The 16,192-nt window shown below is 67.9% G+C and carries 18 protein-coding genes; 3 read left to right on the forward strand and 15 right to left on the reverse strand.

Annotated features, from left to right (window positions below; genetic code table 11):
- Positions 1 to 40: 40 nt before the first annotated feature.
- Positions 41 to 580 carry a TIGR00730 family Rossman fold protein gene (locus tag AB0M87_RS01065; RefSeq protein WP_365849083.1) on the reverse strand — a complete coding sequence of 180 codons (540 nt, stop codon included), beginning with the start codon at positions 578 to 580 and terminating at the stop codon, positions 41 to 43.
- A gap of 62 nt (positions 581 to 642) precedes the next feature.
- Here AB0M87_RS01065 and AB0M87_RS01070 point away from each other — a divergent pair, with 62 nt between their 5' ends.
- Positions 643 to 966: a DUF427 domain-containing protein gene (locus AB0M87_RS01070; RefSeq protein ID WP_365849084.1), complete on the forward strand. Its 324-nt coding sequence runs from the start codon at positions 643 to 645 to the stop codon at positions 964 to 966.
- Positions 967 to 1,040: 74 nt separating this feature from the next.
- Here the strand turns inward: AB0M87_RS01070 and AB0M87_RS01075 are convergent, their stop codons facing one another.
- From AB0M87_RS01075 to mnmA, 3 genes are all read right to left on the reverse strand, one after another.
- Positions 1,041 to 1,241 (reverse strand): hypothetical protein, encoded by a 201-nt coding sequence (locus tag AB0M87_RS01075; RefSeq protein ID WP_365849085.1) that lies wholly within the window; start codon positions 1,239 to 1,241, stop codon positions 1,041 to 1,043.
- 195 nt (positions 1,242 to 1,436) lie between these two features.
- Positions 1,437 to 1,865, reverse strand: coding sequence for a hypothetical protein (locus tag AB0M87_RS01080; RefSeq protein ID WP_365849087.1), 429 nt, complete (start codon positions 1,863 to 1,865; stop codon positions 1,437 to 1,439).
- 179 nt (positions 1,866 to 2,044) lie between these two features.
- On the reverse strand, positions 2,045 to 3,172 hold the full coding sequence (gene mnmA / locus AB0M87_RS01085) for a tRNA 2-thiouridine(34) synthase MnmA (protein WP_365849088.1): 1,128 nt from the start codon (positions 3,170 to 3,172) through the stop codon (positions 2,045 to 2,047).
- Positions 3,173 to 3,398: 226 nt separating this feature from the next.
- Here mnmA and AB0M87_RS01090 point away from each other — a divergent pair, with 226 nt between their 5' ends.
- The gene (locus tag AB0M87_RS01090; protein ID WP_365849090.1) at positions 3,399 to 4,061 is read left to right on the forward strand and encodes an N-acetylmuramoyl-L-alanine amidase; all 663 of its coding nucleotides are present in this window, start codon (positions 3,399 to 3,401) and stop codon (positions 4,059 to 4,061) included.
- A gap of 64 nt (positions 4,062 to 4,125) precedes the next feature.
- Here the strand turns inward: AB0M87_RS01090 and AB0M87_RS01095 are convergent, their stop codons facing one another.
- The 3 genes from AB0M87_RS01095 to AB0M87_RS01105 all read right to left on the reverse strand — a co-directional run bounded on the left by AB0M87_RS01095 (position 4,126) and on the right by AB0M87_RS01105 (position 5,817).
- A complete protein-coding gene (locus AB0M87_RS01095) occupies positions 4,126 to 5,289 on the reverse strand; it encodes a cysteine desulfurase family protein (protein WP_365849092.1) in 1,164 nt (387 codons plus the stop codon).
- A 64-nt stretch (positions 5,290 to 5,353) separates the two neighbouring features.
- The gene (locus AB0M87_RS01100; RefSeq protein ID WP_365849094.1) at positions 5,354 to 5,629 is read right to left on the reverse strand and encodes a DUF4190 domain-containing protein; all 276 of its coding nucleotides are present in this window, start codon (positions 5,627 to 5,629) and stop codon (positions 5,354 to 5,356) included.
- A gap of 14 nt (positions 5,630 to 5,643) precedes the next feature.
- Positions 5,644 to 5,817: a hypothetical protein gene (locus AB0M87_RS01105; RefSeq protein WP_365849904.1), complete on the reverse strand. Its 174-nt coding sequence runs from the start codon at positions 5,815 to 5,817 to the stop codon at positions 5,644 to 5,646.
- A 104-nt stretch (positions 5,818 to 5,921) separates the two neighbouring features.
- Here AB0M87_RS01105 and AB0M87_RS01110 point away from each other — a divergent pair, with 104 nt between their 5' ends.
- The gene (locus tag AB0M87_RS01110; RefSeq protein WP_365849095.1) at positions 5,922 to 6,548 is read left to right on the forward strand and encodes a TetR family transcriptional regulator; all 627 of its coding nucleotides are present in this window, start codon (positions 5,922 to 5,924) and stop codon (positions 6,546 to 6,548) included.
- A 44-nt stretch (positions 6,549 to 6,592) separates the two neighbouring features.
- Here the strand turns inward: AB0M87_RS01110 and AB0M87_RS01115 are convergent, their stop codons facing one another.
- The 8 genes from AB0M87_RS01115 to AB0M87_RS01150 all read right to left on the reverse strand — a co-directional run bounded on the left by AB0M87_RS01115 (position 6,593) and on the right by AB0M87_RS01150 (position 15,928).
- Complete coding sequence (locus AB0M87_RS01115; RefSeq protein ID WP_365849097.1) at positions 6,593 to 7,432, reverse strand: thioesterase family protein; 840 nt, start codon at positions 7,430 to 7,432, stop codon at positions 6,593 to 6,595.
- A 22-nt stretch (positions 7,433 to 7,454) separates the two neighbouring features.
- Positions 7,455 to 8,117, reverse strand: coding sequence for a trimeric intracellular cation channel family protein (locus tag AB0M87_RS01120; protein ID WP_365849098.1), 663 nt, complete (start codon positions 8,115 to 8,117; stop codon positions 7,455 to 7,457).
- A gap of 55 nt (positions 8,118 to 8,172) precedes the next feature.
- Entirely contained in the window at positions 8,173 to 9,564 is a 1,392-nt protein-coding gene (locus AB0M87_RS01125; protein ID WP_365849099.1) for a M1 family metallopeptidase, read from the reverse strand.
- A gap of 107 nt (positions 9,565 to 9,671) precedes the next feature.
- On the reverse strand, positions 9,672 to 10,943 hold the full coding sequence (locus AB0M87_RS01130; RefSeq protein ID WP_365849100.1) for a dipeptide ABC transporter ATP-binding protein: 1,272 nt from the start codon (positions 10,941 to 10,943) through the stop codon (positions 9,672 to 9,674).
- Positions 10,940 to 12,031, reverse strand: a complete 1,092-nt coding sequence (locus AB0M87_RS01135) for an ABC transporter ATP-binding protein (RefSeq protein ID WP_365849102.1) — start codon at positions 12,029 to 12,031, stop codon at positions 10,940 to 10,942. The genes AB0M87_RS01130 and AB0M87_RS01135 overlap by 4 nt, the downstream gene beginning before the upstream one ends.
- Positions 12,028 to 13,038: an ABC transporter permease gene (locus AB0M87_RS01140; RefSeq protein WP_365849103.1), complete on the reverse strand. Its 1,011-nt coding sequence runs from the start codon at positions 13,036 to 13,038 to the stop codon at positions 12,028 to 12,030. Before AB0M87_RS01140 ends, AB0M87_RS01135 begins: the two co-directional genes overlap by 4 nt.
- A 95-nt stretch (positions 13,039 to 13,133) precedes the next feature.
- Positions 13,134 to 14,885, reverse strand: a complete 1,752-nt coding sequence (locus tag AB0M87_RS01145; RefSeq protein ID WP_365849104.1) for an ABC transporter substrate-binding protein — start codon at positions 14,883 to 14,885, stop codon at positions 13,134 to 13,136.
- Positions 14,886 to 14,929: 44 nt separating this feature from the next.
- Positions 14,930 to 15,928 carry an ABC transporter permease gene (locus AB0M87_RS01150; protein WP_365849106.1) on the reverse strand — a complete coding sequence of 333 codons (999 nt, stop codon included), beginning with the start codon at positions 15,926 to 15,928 and terminating at the stop codon, positions 14,930 to 14,932.
- Positions 15,929 to 16,192 lie beyond the last annotated feature (264 nt).

Here is a 16,192-nt window from a genome sequence, read left to right on the forward strand (position 1 = left end):
GCCCCATCGTCGCATTACCGCTCGCCTCTCCCGCACACCCTCACTGCACGCCCTGCGACTCCTCCAGGTAGGCCAGTGCGGCCACCCCGTCTTCGGCGAAGAAGACCAGGTCGGTGAGGGGCACGGGCAGGAAGCCCTCGTCCTCCATCCGCTGGAACTGCTGCTTGAGCCCGTCGTAGAAGCCCGCCGTGTTGAGCAGCACCACCGGCTTGGTGGTCCTCCCGTGCTTCTTCAGCTCCAGGATGTCGGTGGCCTCATCGAGGGTCCCGGTGCCACCGACCATGATCACCACGGCGTCGGCCTTGGCCAGCAGAAGTGCCTTGCGCTCGGCCAGATCGGCGGCGATCACCATCTCGTCGGCATCGGCACGCGCCTTGGCGGCCAGAAAGTCCACCGAAACCCCGACGAGCCGCCCGCCCGCCTCCTGCACCCCGTCCGCGACGACTTTCATCAGTCCGCTCTCGGACCCGCCCCAGACGAGGGTGTGGCCGCCCTTGCCGAGCAGTTCGGCGAATTCACGGGCGGGACGGGTATAGCGCTCGTCGAGGTCGGCAGCGGAGAGAAAGACGCAGATGTTCATGCGTACACGGTAGGGGTCGCCGCAGCGGGAAGAAGTTCCGGACCGTGGGTGCTGAACCACACATGACGACTGGACACCGCATCACCATCGAGCAGGGCACCGACCATGTACGGGTCGTCCGCGAGGGCCGGATCCTCGCGGAGAGCCGGCGCCCCCTGCTGCTGCACGAGACCGGCCTGCCGGTGCGCTACTACTTCCCGCCGGAAGATGTGAGCACCGAGCTGCTGACGCCTTCCGAGACCCACACCCACTGCCCGTTCAAGGGCGACGCCTCGTACTGGTCGCTGCCGGACGCGACCGACCTGGTCTGGGCGTACCCCGAGCCGAAGCCGGATGTCGCCGAGATCAAGGACCACTTCTGCTTCTACGACACCGAAGTGGTCTGAAGCTTCTGCGCGACCCGGGTGGCCCGAGGAGCGCCTGCCGCGGCCACCCGCTCGGCGGGCGCGATCGTCGCCGATCAAACGGCCCCCGGGGTCTCCCTGCTCCAGCGGGGTGCGATCACGGCGAGTGCGGTGACGTCCAGCTCCTCGGCCGGCCCGAGCGTCCCGGTGCGTTCACCGTGGAGATGTCGAGGACCTGGTGCGACCTGCCGTCCGAGACTGAAGCCGAGAGTGCCTGGCTGCCCCTCGGCGGTGAGGGTGTCGCCGAGCGAGAGCATCGCGGCATCACAACCCGAGCAAGTCGTCCAACGCATGGGCGTACTGCCTGAAACTCACCCTGGCAGTATGGGAGGCCGTGGAATTCGGCAGCAGAAGACTGGAAAGGTGGCCGGCACGCCACATCCGCACAGCGTTTTCTGCCGCATTCTCGTCATGACTCAGCAATGCCACGCCGCTACCCAGCGCCTCGGCAATCAGTTCAGAGCCTTGCTCGACTCCCGGCTCCCCCTTTCGATGGCGGCGTTGACGAGTGCGTGGAGGAAATTCGTCACTTGCAGATCACCACCCGTGCGGCTCATCCGGCGCACGGCAACGGCCTCGCCAAGGCGCGGCGAGACGTTCTCATAGCCGCCCGACCACAGCAGCAAGGAAGGTGCTGTCACCTCGTGGTCCCGCACATATCCCAGCTCGTCGACGATGCCCATCGTCGCCGGGGCGAAGTCCCCGATGTCCCGAACGACTCTCAGGAGTTGGTCCAGCTCTCCCCTGCGTCGTGCCACGAATTCGCCCACGGAGACATCGGACAGAGTCCATGCCCCCTGTGCGACCACCGCGCCGATTTCCACCATCCCGCCGAGCGGACCGAAGATCTCACGGCCCAGAATGCTTTCCGGCATACTCAACGCGTTCAGCTCCGTCCGGAACGTTCACACCATGCTCCGACAGGCCGCCGGCGGGCCCGCGGTGGTTACCCCGCACGCTGTCGGCGAACGCTCGTGGGGTGCCTCCCACGTACGACCGACCCTCCCTCCGGGGCCCGTACTGAGTAGCGGGCCTGGTGCCGGCCAACCCTGAAGATCGCCTAGGCGAGAGCGGTCGCCACCCGTTCGGTGGTCGCGATCGTGGCCGATCCGACGACGCGGCTGCCGTCGTAGAGCACGATCGCCTGACCGGGGGCGACGCCCCGGACCGGCTCGTCGAAGGAGACCCGCAGCTCGTTGCCGACCAGCTCGGCCGCGACCGGCGTCTCGCCGCCGTGCGCACGGAGCTGGGCGGTGTACGTTCCCGGGCCCGCCGGGGCGTCTCCGCACCAGCGGGGCTTGATCGCGGTGAGCGACGTGACGTCCAGGGCCTCGACGGGGCCGACGGTGACGGTGTTGTTCACCGGTGAGATGTCGAGGACGTAGCGCGGCTTCCCGTCCGGGGCCGGGTGACCGATGCGCAGGCCCTTGCGCTGGCCGATGGTGAAGCCGAAGGCGCCGTCGTGGTTGCCAACCTTCGTACCGGACTCGTCGACGATGTCGCCCTCCGCCTTGCCGCCGAGACGGGAGGCGAGGAACCCCTGGGTGTCGCCGTCCGCGATGAAGCAGATGTCATGGCTGTCGGGCTTCTTGGCGACGGCCAGGCCACGGCGCTCGGCCTCGGCGCGGATCTCGTCCTTGGTGGTGAGGGTGTCGCCGAGCGGGAACATGGCGTGGGCGAGCTGGCGCTCGTCCAGGACGCCGAGGACGTACGACTGGTCCTTGGCCATGTCGGAGGCGCGGTGCATCTCCCGGGTGCCGTCCTCGTTCACCACGACGGTGGCGTAGTGACCGGTGCACACCGCGTCGAACCCGAGCGCCAGTGCCTTGTCCAGCAGCGCCGCGAACTTGATCTTCTCGTTGCAGCGCAGGCACGGGTTCGGGGTGCGCCCCGCCTCGTACTCCGCGACGAAGTCGTCCACCACGTCCTCGCGGAAACGCTCGGCCAGGTCCCAGATGTAGAAGGGGATGCCGATGACGTCAGCGGCCCTGCGGGCATCCCGCGAGTCCTCGATGGTGCAACAGCCGCGTGCGCCGGTGCGGAACGACTGCGGATTGGCGGAGAGCGCCAGGTGCACACCGGTCACATCGTGCCCGGCTTCGGCGGCGCGGGCGGCGGCGACTGCGGAGTCCACGCCCCCGGACATGGCAGCGAGGACGCGGAGAGGGCGCTGGGGTGTCTGAGTCATAGCCCTACCAGGGTAACGGCCTGGTGCGCGATAGGCGGCGGATCAGTCTGCGGCGTCGGATGCGGTGCATCGCAAGGCGGCGGAGCGCCCTCATAGCGGAGCTATTGGGGCGTTTCGCCAACGCGGCGAGGTGCCGTAGCCGGCGTCGCAGACCCGCCGCCTATCGCGCACCAGGCCGTAAGGGCATGAGGGAACCGGACGCTCGTGAGTATGCGTTGACGATCACATGGGGAGTACGGGCGGCACGAGCAGGGAAACGGACCGGCGGGTCGGTCGGCGGGCGCTGCTGGTCGGCGGGCTGGGGGCGGCGGCCGGTGCGGCGGCTCTGGCCAGGAGCGAACTGGCACACATCTGGTGGCGGCTGCCCGGAAACGAGAAACCCCGCGAGGAGGGCGCGGTCGATTTCGCCGGCGCGCTGTGGGCAGCGGCATCCCCCGCCAACTACCGACGGGCCGACCGGCCGGACGACTATCCCATCGACCGGGTGGTGATCCATGTCGTCCAGGGCAGCTACGCGGTGGCGCTGAAGGTGTTCCGGGATCCGGCGCACGGAGCGTCCGCGCACTATGTGGTCGGCAAACAGGGAGAGGTGGCGCAGACCGTCCGGGAGCTGGATGTGGCCTTCCACGCCGGTAACCGTGACTACAACGAGCGCAGCATCGGCATCGAACACGAGGGGTGGGTGGACGTGCCCGCTTCCTTCACCGACGCCATGTACCGGTCGTCGGCGCGGCTGACAGCCGGGATCTGCGCGCGGTACGGGATTCCGGTGGACCGGAAACACATCATCGCGCATGCGGAAGTACCGGGGGCGGACCACACCGATCCGGGGCGGTACTGGGACTGGGGGCACTATCTGCGGCTGGTGCGGGCGGCTTCGCCGGCGTGAGTACGGACGGCGCGGGAGGAATCCGTGTCGGGGGGGCCACCCGGGGCCGTAGGGGCCCGGGCGGTCAGCTGAGCCCCGCCGAGCGGGCTCGGGCAACCGCCGGACCGATCGCCTCGGCGACCGCCTCCACATCGGCCTTGGTCGAGGTGTGCCCCAGTGAGAACCGCAGCGTGCCCCGCGCGAGGTCCGGGTCCGTGCCGGTGGCGAGGAGTACGTGGCTGGGCTGCGCCACCCCGGCCGTGCAGGCGGATCCCGTCGAGCACTCGATCCCCTGGGCGTCCAGGAGCAGCAGCAGCGAGTCGCCCTCGCAGCCGGGGAAGGTGAAGTGGGCGTTGGCGGGGAGCCGGTCGACCGGGTCGCCGCCGAGGATCGCCTCGGGAACCGAGGCGCGCACGGCGGCGATCAGCTCGTCGCGCAAGCCGCCGATGTCGCGGGCGAACTCCTCACGCCGTTCGGCGGCCAGCGCCCCCGCGACGGCGAACGAGGCGATGGCGGGCACATCGAGCGTTCCCGAGCGCACATGACGTTCCTGGCCGCCACCGTGCAGCAGGGGTACGGGGGTGTACTCGCGGCCGAGCAACAGGGCGCCCACCCCGTACGGCCCGCCGATCTTGTGTCCGGAGACGGTCATCGCTGCCAGGCCCGATGCGGCGAAGTCCAGCGGGACCTGGCCGTAGGCCTGCACCGCGTCGGCGTGCAGGGGGATGTCGAACTCTGCGGCCACGTCGGCGAGTTCACGGACCGGCAGGATGGTGCCGATCTCGTTGTTGGCCCACATCACGGTGGCCAGGGCGACGTCGGTCGGGTCCCGCTCGATCGCTGCACGCAGGGAGCCGGGGCGCACCCGGCCGTAGCCGTCGACCGGCAGGTATTCGACGGTGGCCCCCTCGTGCTCGGCCAGCCAGTCGACGGCGTCCAGCACGGCATGGTGCTCGACGGGGCTGACCAGCACCCGGATCCGGCGGGCGTCGGCGGCTCGGCGGGCCCAGTAGAGGCCCTTGACCGCGAGGTTGTCCGCTTCGGTGCCACCGCCGGTGAAGACGATTTCGCTGGGGCGCGCGCCGAGCGATTCGGCGAGGGCCTCACGGGCTTCTTCGACGGTACGCCGAGCCCGTCGTCCGGCGGCGTGCAGCGAGGAGGCATTGCCGGTGACGGCGAGCTGGGCGGTCATCGCCTCGACCGCCTCCGGGAGCATCGGGGTGGTCGCAGCGTGGTCGAGATAAGCCATGGTGACCACGATTCTACGAGCCCGGGTGCGACCTCTTCGCCGCGCGGCTCCCGCAGGCCGTTCGTCAGCCGAAGTTCCAGATCACGCCGCCGCCGACGGTGAGCAGCACGGCCAGGACCACCAGGTCGGCCACGCCGAGTGCCATGCCGAGCAGCGCGCGACCCCGACGGGCGGTGCCGCGCCAGAGGGCGATGGCGGCGAGCACGATCGCGGTCGGACCGAGCACGATGTTCATCACGAGCAGGCCGAGCAGTCCGAGCACGAACGCGGCGACGGACATGCCGTCGGCGTCCCGGCTGCCGGTGCGCCTCGGGGCGGTTGCGGTTGCGGTGATTTCCATGGCGGTCGGCTCCCTTACTTGCTGAGCTTGCTGAAACGCTCGCGGACGGCGAACACGACGAGCCAGCCACCGATGACGGCAGCGGCGACGAGGGATACGGAGAGGGGGAAATGGGCTACGGCCCCCAGCACGATTCCGAACAGAAGGAGAAGCGCGGCGAGAGCGATCATCACTGTCCTACCTTTCAAGGGCGGTTGCTCCGTCTGGTTCAGTGAACGGTTGTAAGTACGACTGTTCACTGACTTTGAGTCTACGCTTCCCTCAGACGGAGAACGGTTGTTTACTGAATGGCATGAGTCACACCGTCGGCATACGCCAGGCCCAGAAACAGAAGACCCGCCGGGCCCTGCTCGACTCGGCCCTCGGACTACTGGAGGAGCAGAGCCTCTCCAGCCTGGGGCTGCGCGAGGTGACCCGCGCCGTGGGGGTGGCCCCGACGGCCTTCTACCGCCACTTCAGGGACACCGCAGACCTCGGTGTCGCGCTGGTCGAGGAGGCCCTGGACTCGCTGCACGGCCTGATCGCGTCGACCCTCGCGGACAACGGCGACAGTGCCACCCGGATCCACACCACCGTCGACCTCATCGCCGATCTGGTGCGGACGCGCCCGGCTCATATCCGCTTCATCGCCCGTGAACGGCACGGCGGCGTGCAGCCGGTCCGGGACGCCATAGGTACCCAACTGCGGCTGTTCGCGGAGGAGGTGGCGGCCGCGTTCGCCCGCGAGCCGCAATCCGAGGGCTGGAGCGAGGACGACCTGCTGATGCTGGCGAGCCTGTATGTGGATCAGATGGTGACGACCGCGTCCGTGCTGCTCGAGGCGGAGGAGGCCGGTCCCGGCCGGGCGGAACGCGCCCGCGACACGGCCCGGCGTCAGATGCGCCTGGTCAGCCTGGGGCGCAGGCACTGGCTGGACTGAGCCGGCGCGGACACCGGACGACCGAGAGGGTCTGCCGTCGGCAGCTACCCCCGTGGAGCCAGGGCCAGTTGGCGGGACTGGGCGACCAGCCGGTCCGCGCTGTCCCAGACCTCCGCGTCCTCCTCCAGGAATCCCCCGGCAGGATTCCGCGTGGTGATGGACACCCGGAGCGGTCCCGGTGCCGGCCGGCACCGGACGTGGACGGTCAGCTCCACCGTCGGCACCCAGCCCCTGATGCCGAGCTCGAATGCGGTCGGCGGCAGCGCGTCCACCGTCAGGAGCAGCGACAGCGGGTCCGCGTCACGGTGGTCCGCGAGCTCGAACCAGGCCCGCATCTCGCCCTTCCCGGACGGTGCTCCGACGGCCCAGCCGCAGGTGGCCGGGTCGAGCTTCAGCCGCAGCCGTTCGGTGATGGCCGCGGTGCCGGCCACCGGCGGCGCCGGGCTGTCCTCGGCGCCCAGGCAGTGCTCGATCGGCGGGATGGCCGGCGGCTTCGCCGTGGTGTGCACCTCGTCGGAGAGGGCGTCCAGGTCGCCGTAGGTGGCGAGCACCCGGATCCGTTCGACCTCGGTGCCGTCGTCGGCAGTCTGCAGGAGCGAGGCCTGGCCGGTGGCAAGGGTGCGTCCGCTGCGCACAGTCTCGGTGCGGATCACCGCGGGGCCCGGGTCGGATGCCGACAGATAGTGCGCCGAGACGGAGAACGGGTCGCCGTGCGGCAGGGCGTCGGCGAGCGCGCGGCCGACCACGGCCAGCAGATAGCCGCCGTTGACCGCCCCGAAGATGGTCCAGCCCGCGGAGAGTTCCGTGTCGTAGACGCCTTCTTCGCGCAGGGTGATTGCGGTGTCGCGGTCGAACTCGCTGTCCCCGATGGTTGCCTCTGCCATGGGAGCACCGTACACCGAGAAGTTACTCGTCGGTAGAGAGGGTCGCGGAACGACGGTTCCAGGCCCGGGGCGCCCTCCAGTGGAAGCGCATCGCCAGCAGCCGGACAGCGATGCAGGTCAGCGCGGCCAGGCCGATGGTGGCGCCGTTCAGGATGTCGAAGCGAATGAACAGGGCGACCATGGCCGCCCCCACCATGGCGGGCACCGCATAGAGGTCACGGTCCCAGCGCACCAGTGAGGGCGTCTCGTTGGCGAGCACGTCACGCAGCACCCCGCCGCCGACGGCGGTGGCGAGGCCCAGCACGGCGGACGCGGTGAGCCCGAGTCCGTAGTCGTACGCCTTGGTGGTGCCCGTCACGCAGAAGAGCCCGAGACCCGCCGCGTCGAAGACGTTCACCGCCACCTGGATCCGCTCCACCTCGGGATGCAGGAAGAAGACCAGCACTGCAGCGAACAGCGGGGTGGTGAAATAGCCGAGGTCGGTGAAGGCGGCGGGCGGCACCGCGCCAATGACGATGTCCCGGAACAGGCCGCCGCCCAGCGATGTGACCTCGGCGAACACCACGATGCCGAAGACGTCGAAGTTCTTCCGTACGGCGAGCAGCGCGCCGGAGATCGCGAAGACGAAGATGCCGGCGAGGTCCAGGGAGTGCTGGACCGATGCGTTGAAGAGTTCGTGGAGCACTCGACAGTTCTACCTGCCGAGTGCTCCCGAAATCGACGGCCGGCAGCGGCAGCGGTCAGAGTGCGGGCTTGCCCGTGGTGTAGAGCCACTTGTCGAAGAGATCGTCCAGCTGCTGCCCGGACACCTTCTCGGCGAGCGCGGTGAACTCCTCGGTGTTGGCATTCCCGTAGCGATGCGTCTTCGCCCAGGCCGGCAGCAGCTCGAAGAACGCCTTGTCGCCGATCCGCTCGCGGAGCGCCTGGAGGGTCATCGCCCCGCGCTGGTAGACCGCCGAGGCGAACATCGTGTCGCGTTGCGGGTCAGCGACCTTGGTCTGCCAGAAGGAGGAGGTGGCGGGGCGTGCGTTGTAGCCGGCCAGGAAGGCGTCGTGCGCGGAGCGGGTGCCCCGGTGCTCGTCCCACAGCCACTGCGCGTAGGTGGCGAAGCCCTCGTTGAGCCAGATGTTCTTCCACTGCTCGACGGAGACCGAGTCGCCGAACCACTGATGGGCGAGCTCATGCACGATGGTCGACTCGTCGCGTACGGCCGAATAGCTGGGCTTGGACTCGGTCTCCAGCGAGAAGCCCGCCTGCGGCATGTCGTCGACCACCGCGCCCGTCTCCTCGAACGGGTAAGGGCCGAAGAGTTTGGACCAGTAGTCGGTGGCTTCGGCGGTCACCGCGTACACGTCGACGGCGTTGCTGTTGGCGAGGACCGGATCGATGGCCACGTAGATCGGGGTTCCGCCGGGCGTCCGGCCGGTCTTCACATCGAACTTGCCGATGGAGGCGGTGGCGAGGTAGGTGGCCATCTGCTTCGACTCGCGCCAGTGCGCGGTGGTCGAGCCGTGCCGGGTCCGGGTGGAGACCAGCCGGCCGTTGGAGACACCGGTCAGGCCCTTGGGTGCCGTGATCGTGATGTCGAAGGCGGCCTTGTCGGAGGGGTGGTCACTGGAAGGGAACCAGGTGGACGCGGCGTTGGGTTCGCAGGCGACGAACACGCCGTCCGTCGTCTTCATCCAGCCGTAGTCGGAGCCGAAGACGATGGGTCCGCTGAGCGCCTGGGGCACCCCGCCGTAGACCACGGTGACGGCGAACGTGCGGCCCTTGCGCAGGGTCCCCCCGGGGTTGATGAGTATCTCGTCACCGGAGCGGGTGAAACTCGCGTTCCGGCCGTTCACCTCGACCGAAGCGACCGTGAGCTTCTGCAGGTCGAGGTCGAAGGAAGAAAGGTTCTGGGTGGCGCGGGCCGTGAGGGTGGTACGGCCGTCGAGCCGGTCGGTGTCCGGGTTGTAGGCGACATCGAGGCCGTAGTGCAAGGCGTCGAAACCGCCGTTACCCAACTCGGGGAAGTACGGATCGCCGATTCCCGGGGACCCCGGTGCGGGCGCCGGACCAGCTGCGATCAGACAGAAGGACGCCATCGCTGTGGTGAGGGCGGCCAGACGTGCCGAACGGGAGAGTGACAAGAGTCTGCCCTTCATACGTGCGCCGTGGGTACGGACACGCAGACTCTGCACTCTCCCGAGGCGGCATGTACATGACTGTGCACTATGACTTTACGAACTTGTCATGGCTACCGCTCAGTTGACTCCTGCTCAGGTGACTCCTGCGCCGGGGTGTCCTGCCCAGGTGTCTCCTGCTCGGTCGACTCGTGTTCGGCCGCCTCGTGTTCGGCCGACTCCTGCTCGGGCGGATCCTGCTCGTTCGCCGTCTTCGGTGCCGCGTCGGCCGCTGGGGCTGCCTCGGCGATGGAGATGACCTCGGCCGATTCCCTCGCTCTCGGCAGCCGCTCCTGCCCGGGCACCTGGTCGGGCGCGTTCTCCGGGTGATGGCAGGCCACCTGGTGCCCGGTCGCCAGTGCGACCAGCGGCGGCTCCTGCACCGCGCAGACCTCCGTGGCCTTCCAGCACCGGGTGTGGAAACGGCAGCCGCTCGGCGGCGAGATCGGCGAAGGGACGTCACCCTCCAGCCGGATCCGGTCGCTCTTGGCCCCCTTGCGCCGCGGGTCGGGTACCGGCACCGCGGAGAGCAGCGCCTTGGTGTACGGGTGCATCGGCGACTCGTAGAGCGACTTGCGGTCGGCCAGCTCGACGATCTTGCCGAGGTACATCACCGCGATGCGGTCCGAGACATGGCGGATGACCGAGAGGTCGTGCGCGATGATCACGTAGGTCAGACCGAGCTCGCTCTGCAGGTCGTCCAGCAGGTTGACCACCTGCGCCTGGATCGACACGTCCAGGGCGGACACCGGCTCGTCGGCGACGACGAGCTTGGGCCGCAGGGCGAGCGCGCGGGCGATGCCGATGCGCTGGCGCTGACCGCCGGAGAACTCGTGCGGGTAGCGGTTGTAGTGCTCGGGGTTGAGACCGACCAGCTCGAGGAGGCCCTGGACGGTCTTCTTGACACCGCCGTCGGGCTCGACGCCCTGGAGCCTGAAGGGGGTGCCGACGATGCCACCGACGGTGTGCCGGGGGTTCAGCGAGCCATACGGATCCTGGAAGATCATCTGGACGTCACGGCGCATCGGCCGCATCTTCCCCGCCGAGAGATGAGTGATGTCCCGGCCCTCGAACTCGACCTTGCCGCCGGTCGGCTCCAGCAGCCGGGTGATCAGCCGGCCCATCGTCGACTTGCCGCAGCCGGACTCGCCGACGACGCCCAGAGTCTCCCCCGGGTACACGTCGAAGGACAGTCCGTCGACCGCCTGGACCGCCCCCACCTTGCGTTTCAGCACGCCCTTGGTGATCGGGAAGTGCTTGACCAGGTCGGTGACCTTGAGAAGCGGCTCGGCCGCCGGCCCCTTCGGCGCGTCCTTCTGCGGATCCTGCTTCTTCTGATCAGTCACAGCTTCGGCGCAATCTCTTCGGTCCAGATCTTTTCCCGCTGAGCCTGCGTCATGTGGCACGCCGAGACATGGCCGTCCGTGATCTGCCGCAGTTCTGGACGCTCGGTGCGGGTGATGTTGTCCTTCGGGACGTCGGCGTACGGGCAACGCGGATGGAAGGCGCAGCCGGACGGGACGTTGATCAGGCTGGGCGGTGAGCCCTTGACCGGAACCAGACGCTCGGTCTGTTCGCGGTCGATACGTGGCATCGAACCGAGCAGACCCCAGGTGTAGGGGTGCTGCGGCTGGTAGAAGACCTGCTCGGCGCTGCCTCGTTCGATGCACCGGCCCGCGTACATCACCAGGAGGTTGTCCGCGATCTCGGCGACCACGCCGAGGTCGTGGGTGATGATGACGACCGCCGACCCGAACTCCTTCTGCAGATCACGGATGAGGTCCAGGATCTGCGCCTGGACGGTCACGTCCAGCGCGGTCGTCGGCTCGTCCGCGATGAGCAGCTCGGGGTTGTTGACCAGGGCCATGGCGATCATGGCGCGCTGGCGCATACCGCCGGAGAACTGGTGCGGGTAGTCGTGGAAACGCTGCGCGGGTTCGGGGATGCCGACCCGGTCGAGCATGTCGATGGCACGGGTTCTGGCCGTCTTCTTGTCCACGTGGTTATGGACCCGGTACGCCTCCACGATCTGCGCGCCGATGCTGTAGTACGGGTGCAGGGCGGACAGCGGGTCCTGGAAGATCATCGCCATCTTCTGCCCGCGCAGCTTGCGCACCCGCTCGGGGCCGGCGCCGATCAGTTCCTCGCCATCGAGCCAGATCTCACCGGAGATCCGGGCGCGGTCGGAGGTGTGCAGACCCATGACCCCGAGGGAGGTCACCGACTTGCCCGAACCCGACTCGCCGACTATCCCCAGGGTCTGTCCGGCCTTCAGGTCGAAGCTGACCCCGTCCACGGACTTGACCAGGCCGTCGTCGGTGTCGAAGTGGATGCGGAGGTCCCGGACCGAGAGGAAGCTCTTCTCGTCGCCGGACGAGGCGGCCGCAGCGGTGCTCGCGGGCTCGGCCGGGTCCTTCTTGTGCACGTCGCTCATGAGAGCCTCACCCGGGGGTCGATCGCGGCGTACACAAGGTCCACCAGCAGGTTGCAGACAACGATGAAGAACGCGGCGACCAGCGTCACGCCCATGACGACGGGCAGGTCGGCCTTGGTCACGCCCTGGATGGCGTAAGCGCCCATCCCCTGGAAGTTGAAGACCGTCTCGGTGATGACAGCGCCGCCGACGAGCAGCGCGAAGTCCATTCCGAAGATGGTCACCAGCGGGGTCAGCGCGGCCCGCAGGCCATGCTTAACGATCACGTTCCGCTCCCGCAGGCCCTTGGCCCGGGCGGTTCTGATGTAGTCCTCACCCATGGTCTCCAGCATCCCGGCTCGGGTGAGACGGGCGTAGAGCGCTGAATAGAGGAACGCCAGCGTGCACCAGGGGAGGACCAGATTCCAGGCCCAGTCGGCCGGGTTCGTCGTGAAGGGTACGAACTCGATATTGCCCCAGATGGCCCAGTGGAAGCTGAACAGCGCGCTCGAAGCCAGGCCGGTGAAGAACATTGGCAGCGAGACACCGGCAAGGGCGACGCCCATGGCCAGCCGGTCGATGATCGTTCCGCGCTTGAGTGCCGAGACGACACCGGTGGCCACACCGGAGATGACCCAGATGACCGCCGCACCGACGGCCAGCGACAGCGTCACCGGTATGCGCTGCTTGATCTCGGGCCAGATGGCCGAGTGGGTCTTGAAGGAGTAGCCGAAGCACGGCGCGTGGCACACCGCCGGGTCGGGCCCGAAGTGGTAGGTGGCGCCGACGACGATGCCCTTGATGAAGTGCCAGTACTGCAGGTAGAGGGGCTGGTCCAGCCCCAGGTTCTGCTTGACGGCGGCGATGACATCCGGGTCCGGACTCTTGCCGACGTACTGAGCGGCCATCGAGTCGGTCGTCTGCCCGCCGAGACGGGGAACAAGGAAGAAGATCGCGAATGTGACTGCGCTGACCACCAGCAGCAGCAACACCGCGGCGAATACGCGTCGGATGATGTACGCAGCCACAGCCGTGCGGCGCCGGGTCGGTCGGACGGGGTAAGCCCGTCCGACCCAGCGCCTTCACCTGCCTTTCAGGGGGTGCTGTCGTTGAACAGGTGTTGTTACTTGTTGGACGAAGTCATCAGCACGTAGTCGTACATACCGAGGTATGCGTCCGTGACCGTGACGTTCTCCGCGTTGTCCGGGCGGTAGAGCAGGTTCTTGCGGTAGTAGAGCGGCACGAGGGACGCGTTCTCCATGACCTTCTGGTCGACGTCGCCCCAGATGGCGTTGCGCGCCGTGGTGTCGATGGTCCCGATGCCCTTGACCAGCTCGGCGTTGATCGCCTTGTCGTTGAGCTCCATCAGGTTGGTGCCACCGGACGGCTTGATGGCGGTGCCGTCGACGATCTGGTCGAGGAAGCCGTAGCCGGTGGGCCAGTCGGCACCCCACGCCATCATCATCATTCCGGCGTTGTTCTTGTGGACCCAGGCCGGGACGCCGGCGAAGTCGGTGAAGTACTTGTCCGCCGGGAAGGTCTTGATGTCGGCGGTGATGCCGATCTTCTTCAGGCTCTGCTGCAGCTGGGTTGCGGCGGTGACCTCGTCGGGACGGTCGGAGCGCGCGGTCAGCGTCGTCTTGAAGCCCTTCGGGTGACCACACTTGGCCAGGTGCTCCTTGGCCTTCGCGACGTCGCCCTTGTTGCCCGCGCTCGGGTACAGGTCGAACTTCTTGTAACCGGCCACGGTCGGCGGGATCACCGTCGTCGCCGGGGCGCCCTTGACGTTGCCGCCGATCGAGTCGACCATGCCGGCCTTGTCCGTGACGTACTGCACGGCCTTGCGGCACTCGATGTTGTCGAACGGCTTCACGTTGACGTTCAGCGCCAGATACTGAAGGGCGCCGGCGTACGGGTTGTCGGTGTGCGCCTTCTCCGACGCCTTGCTCAGGACCTTCGGCTGTGTCTTCGACTGCAGACCCGTACCCGCGATGTCCGTCGTGGTCGTGTTGTTGAGCAGGTGCTCGTCGACCGTGGTGGGGTTGACGTTGAGCTTCAGGACGATCTTGTCCGGCAGCGCCTTGCGGATCGGGTCGCTCTTCGGCTCCCACTGCGGGTTACGGACCAGCGTGGCGCCGCGGCTCTCGCTGTAAGCCGAGAACTTGTACGGGCCCGAGGACACGATGTGCTGGACGTAGGAGGCGCCCTTGTCGGACTTCGCCGGCACGGGGGCCGTCTGCGAGAAGGCCGCCAGGTAGTCCATGTCCGCGAACGGCTTGTTCAGGTGGAAGACGATCGTCGAGTCGTCCGGGGTCTCGATGGACTTGAGCCCGTCCGGGCTCTTGTCCTTGTAGGGACCCTTGTACTTGTCGCCGCCCTCGAGGTACGCCTTGAAGTAGGTGGGCCCGTTGGACAGCGCCTCGGGCGCGAAGTTGCTGCGCTCGATGGCGTACTTGACGTCCTTCGAGGTGATCTCGGTGCCGTCCTCGAACTTCACGCCCTTGCGGAGCGTGTACGTCCAGGTCTTGGCGTCCGGGCTGGCCTTGCCGAGACCGGTGGCCAGGTCGGGCACGATCGTCAGGCCGTCCTTGCCGGCGGCCGGCTTGAACGTCACCAGAGAACGCGCGTAGAGGCGGGCGAAGTTCTGCACCCAGCCGTAGTACGTGTTACCGGGGTCGAGGGAGTCGGGACCACTGGAGTGCTCGTAGGTGACCGTCCCCCCCTTCTTGTCGGACTTGTTGACGATGCTGGTCAGGCCTGCGTCGGCCTTGGCGTTGCTGCTGCCGCTGCCGCTGTCGCTGCTGCCGCATGCGGTGGCAGCGAGCCCCAACGCTACCGTCGCGGCTATCGCCGCTGCCGTCTTCCTGCTGTTCATCCTGAGGAAAGCCCCCTCGGTTGTCCGGTGCGGCACGGCCGCGATTACTTGCCACGGGGGTCGAGTGCGTCGCGCAGCCCGTCCCCCAGCAGATTGAAGGCCAGCACGGTGATGAAGATCGCCATGCCAGGAATGACCATGAACATCGGGTCGACCTGGTAGAGGTCGACCGCGGCGGACAGCATGCCGCCCCAGGACGCCTGCGGCGGCGCGATGCCCACGCCGAGGAAGCTCAGGGATGCCTCGAAGAGGATGTTGGTGGGAATCAGCAGCGTCGAGTACACGAGGATCGGCGCGACCAGGTTGGGAAGCAGCTCGCGGAACAGAATGAAGGGACCGCGCGCACCCAGCGATCGGGATGCCTCCACGAACTCCCTCTCGCGCAAGCTCAGCGTCTGCGCACGGACGATCCGGCCCATGTAGGGCCAGTTGAAGAAGCCGATGACGAAGATCAGTACGGCGATCCGGAGCGTGAGGCCGTCCATGCCGAACGCATGGCCCTGCAGGGAAGCCGAGATCGAGATCGCGAAGAGCAGCAGCGGGAACGCCAGGAAGGTGTCCATCAGCCGGCTGATGCCGCTGTCCACCCAGCCGCCGTAGAAGCCGGCCACCACACCCATCACGACGCCGATGACGACGGACAGGAGGGTGGAACCCGCGGCGACCACCAGCGAGACCCAGGAGCCCTCGATGATGCGCGCCAGGACATCCCGGCCGGTCTGCGGTTCGACGCCCAGCGGGTGGCTCCAACTGATACCGCCGAAGCTGCCCTTGGGCGCCAGCAGGGTCGGGTCGACGAGGCTCTGGTGGAAGGCGTTCGGGTCGAGCCCGAACAGCGCCTGGATCGGCTTGGACAGTGCGGCGACCAGGATCAGCAGGATCACGACGACCGCGCCCGCCATGGCGACCTTGTCCCGCTTGAAGCGCGTCCAGGCGATCCGGCCGAGCGAGCGGCCCTCGATCTGGCTCTGCGCGGCCCCCGTGAGTACTGCCTCCGGCTGCGCTGAGGCAGTCGATCCGGTGGTCTCGATCGGTGCGGTCACAGTGCCTTTGACCCCTCCCGGCCGGCGGTGGCCGGCCCATACCTGCCGCGGTGGCGGCTGCAGTGCATCAAGCGCATCGGGTGATGCCACTGTGCTGATGTGACGTCTGAACTTCGAAAGTTGTTCGTAGAACGCGTCGTGCAGAAGGCACGGCGATGCTCGTTAGCGGGGAGTCTTCATCGCGGTTGTGATCACCCGCCAGACCTCACGGTGAATGTTTGCGCAACCGTGATGCGGTCAGCGACACTCCGTTATCCGGACGGG

The organism is Streptomyces sp. NPDC051320, assembly GCF_040682175.1.
In the GTDB taxonomy this organism is placed as follows: Bacteria; Actinomycetota; Actinomycetes; order Streptomycetales; family Streptomycetaceae; genus Streptomyces.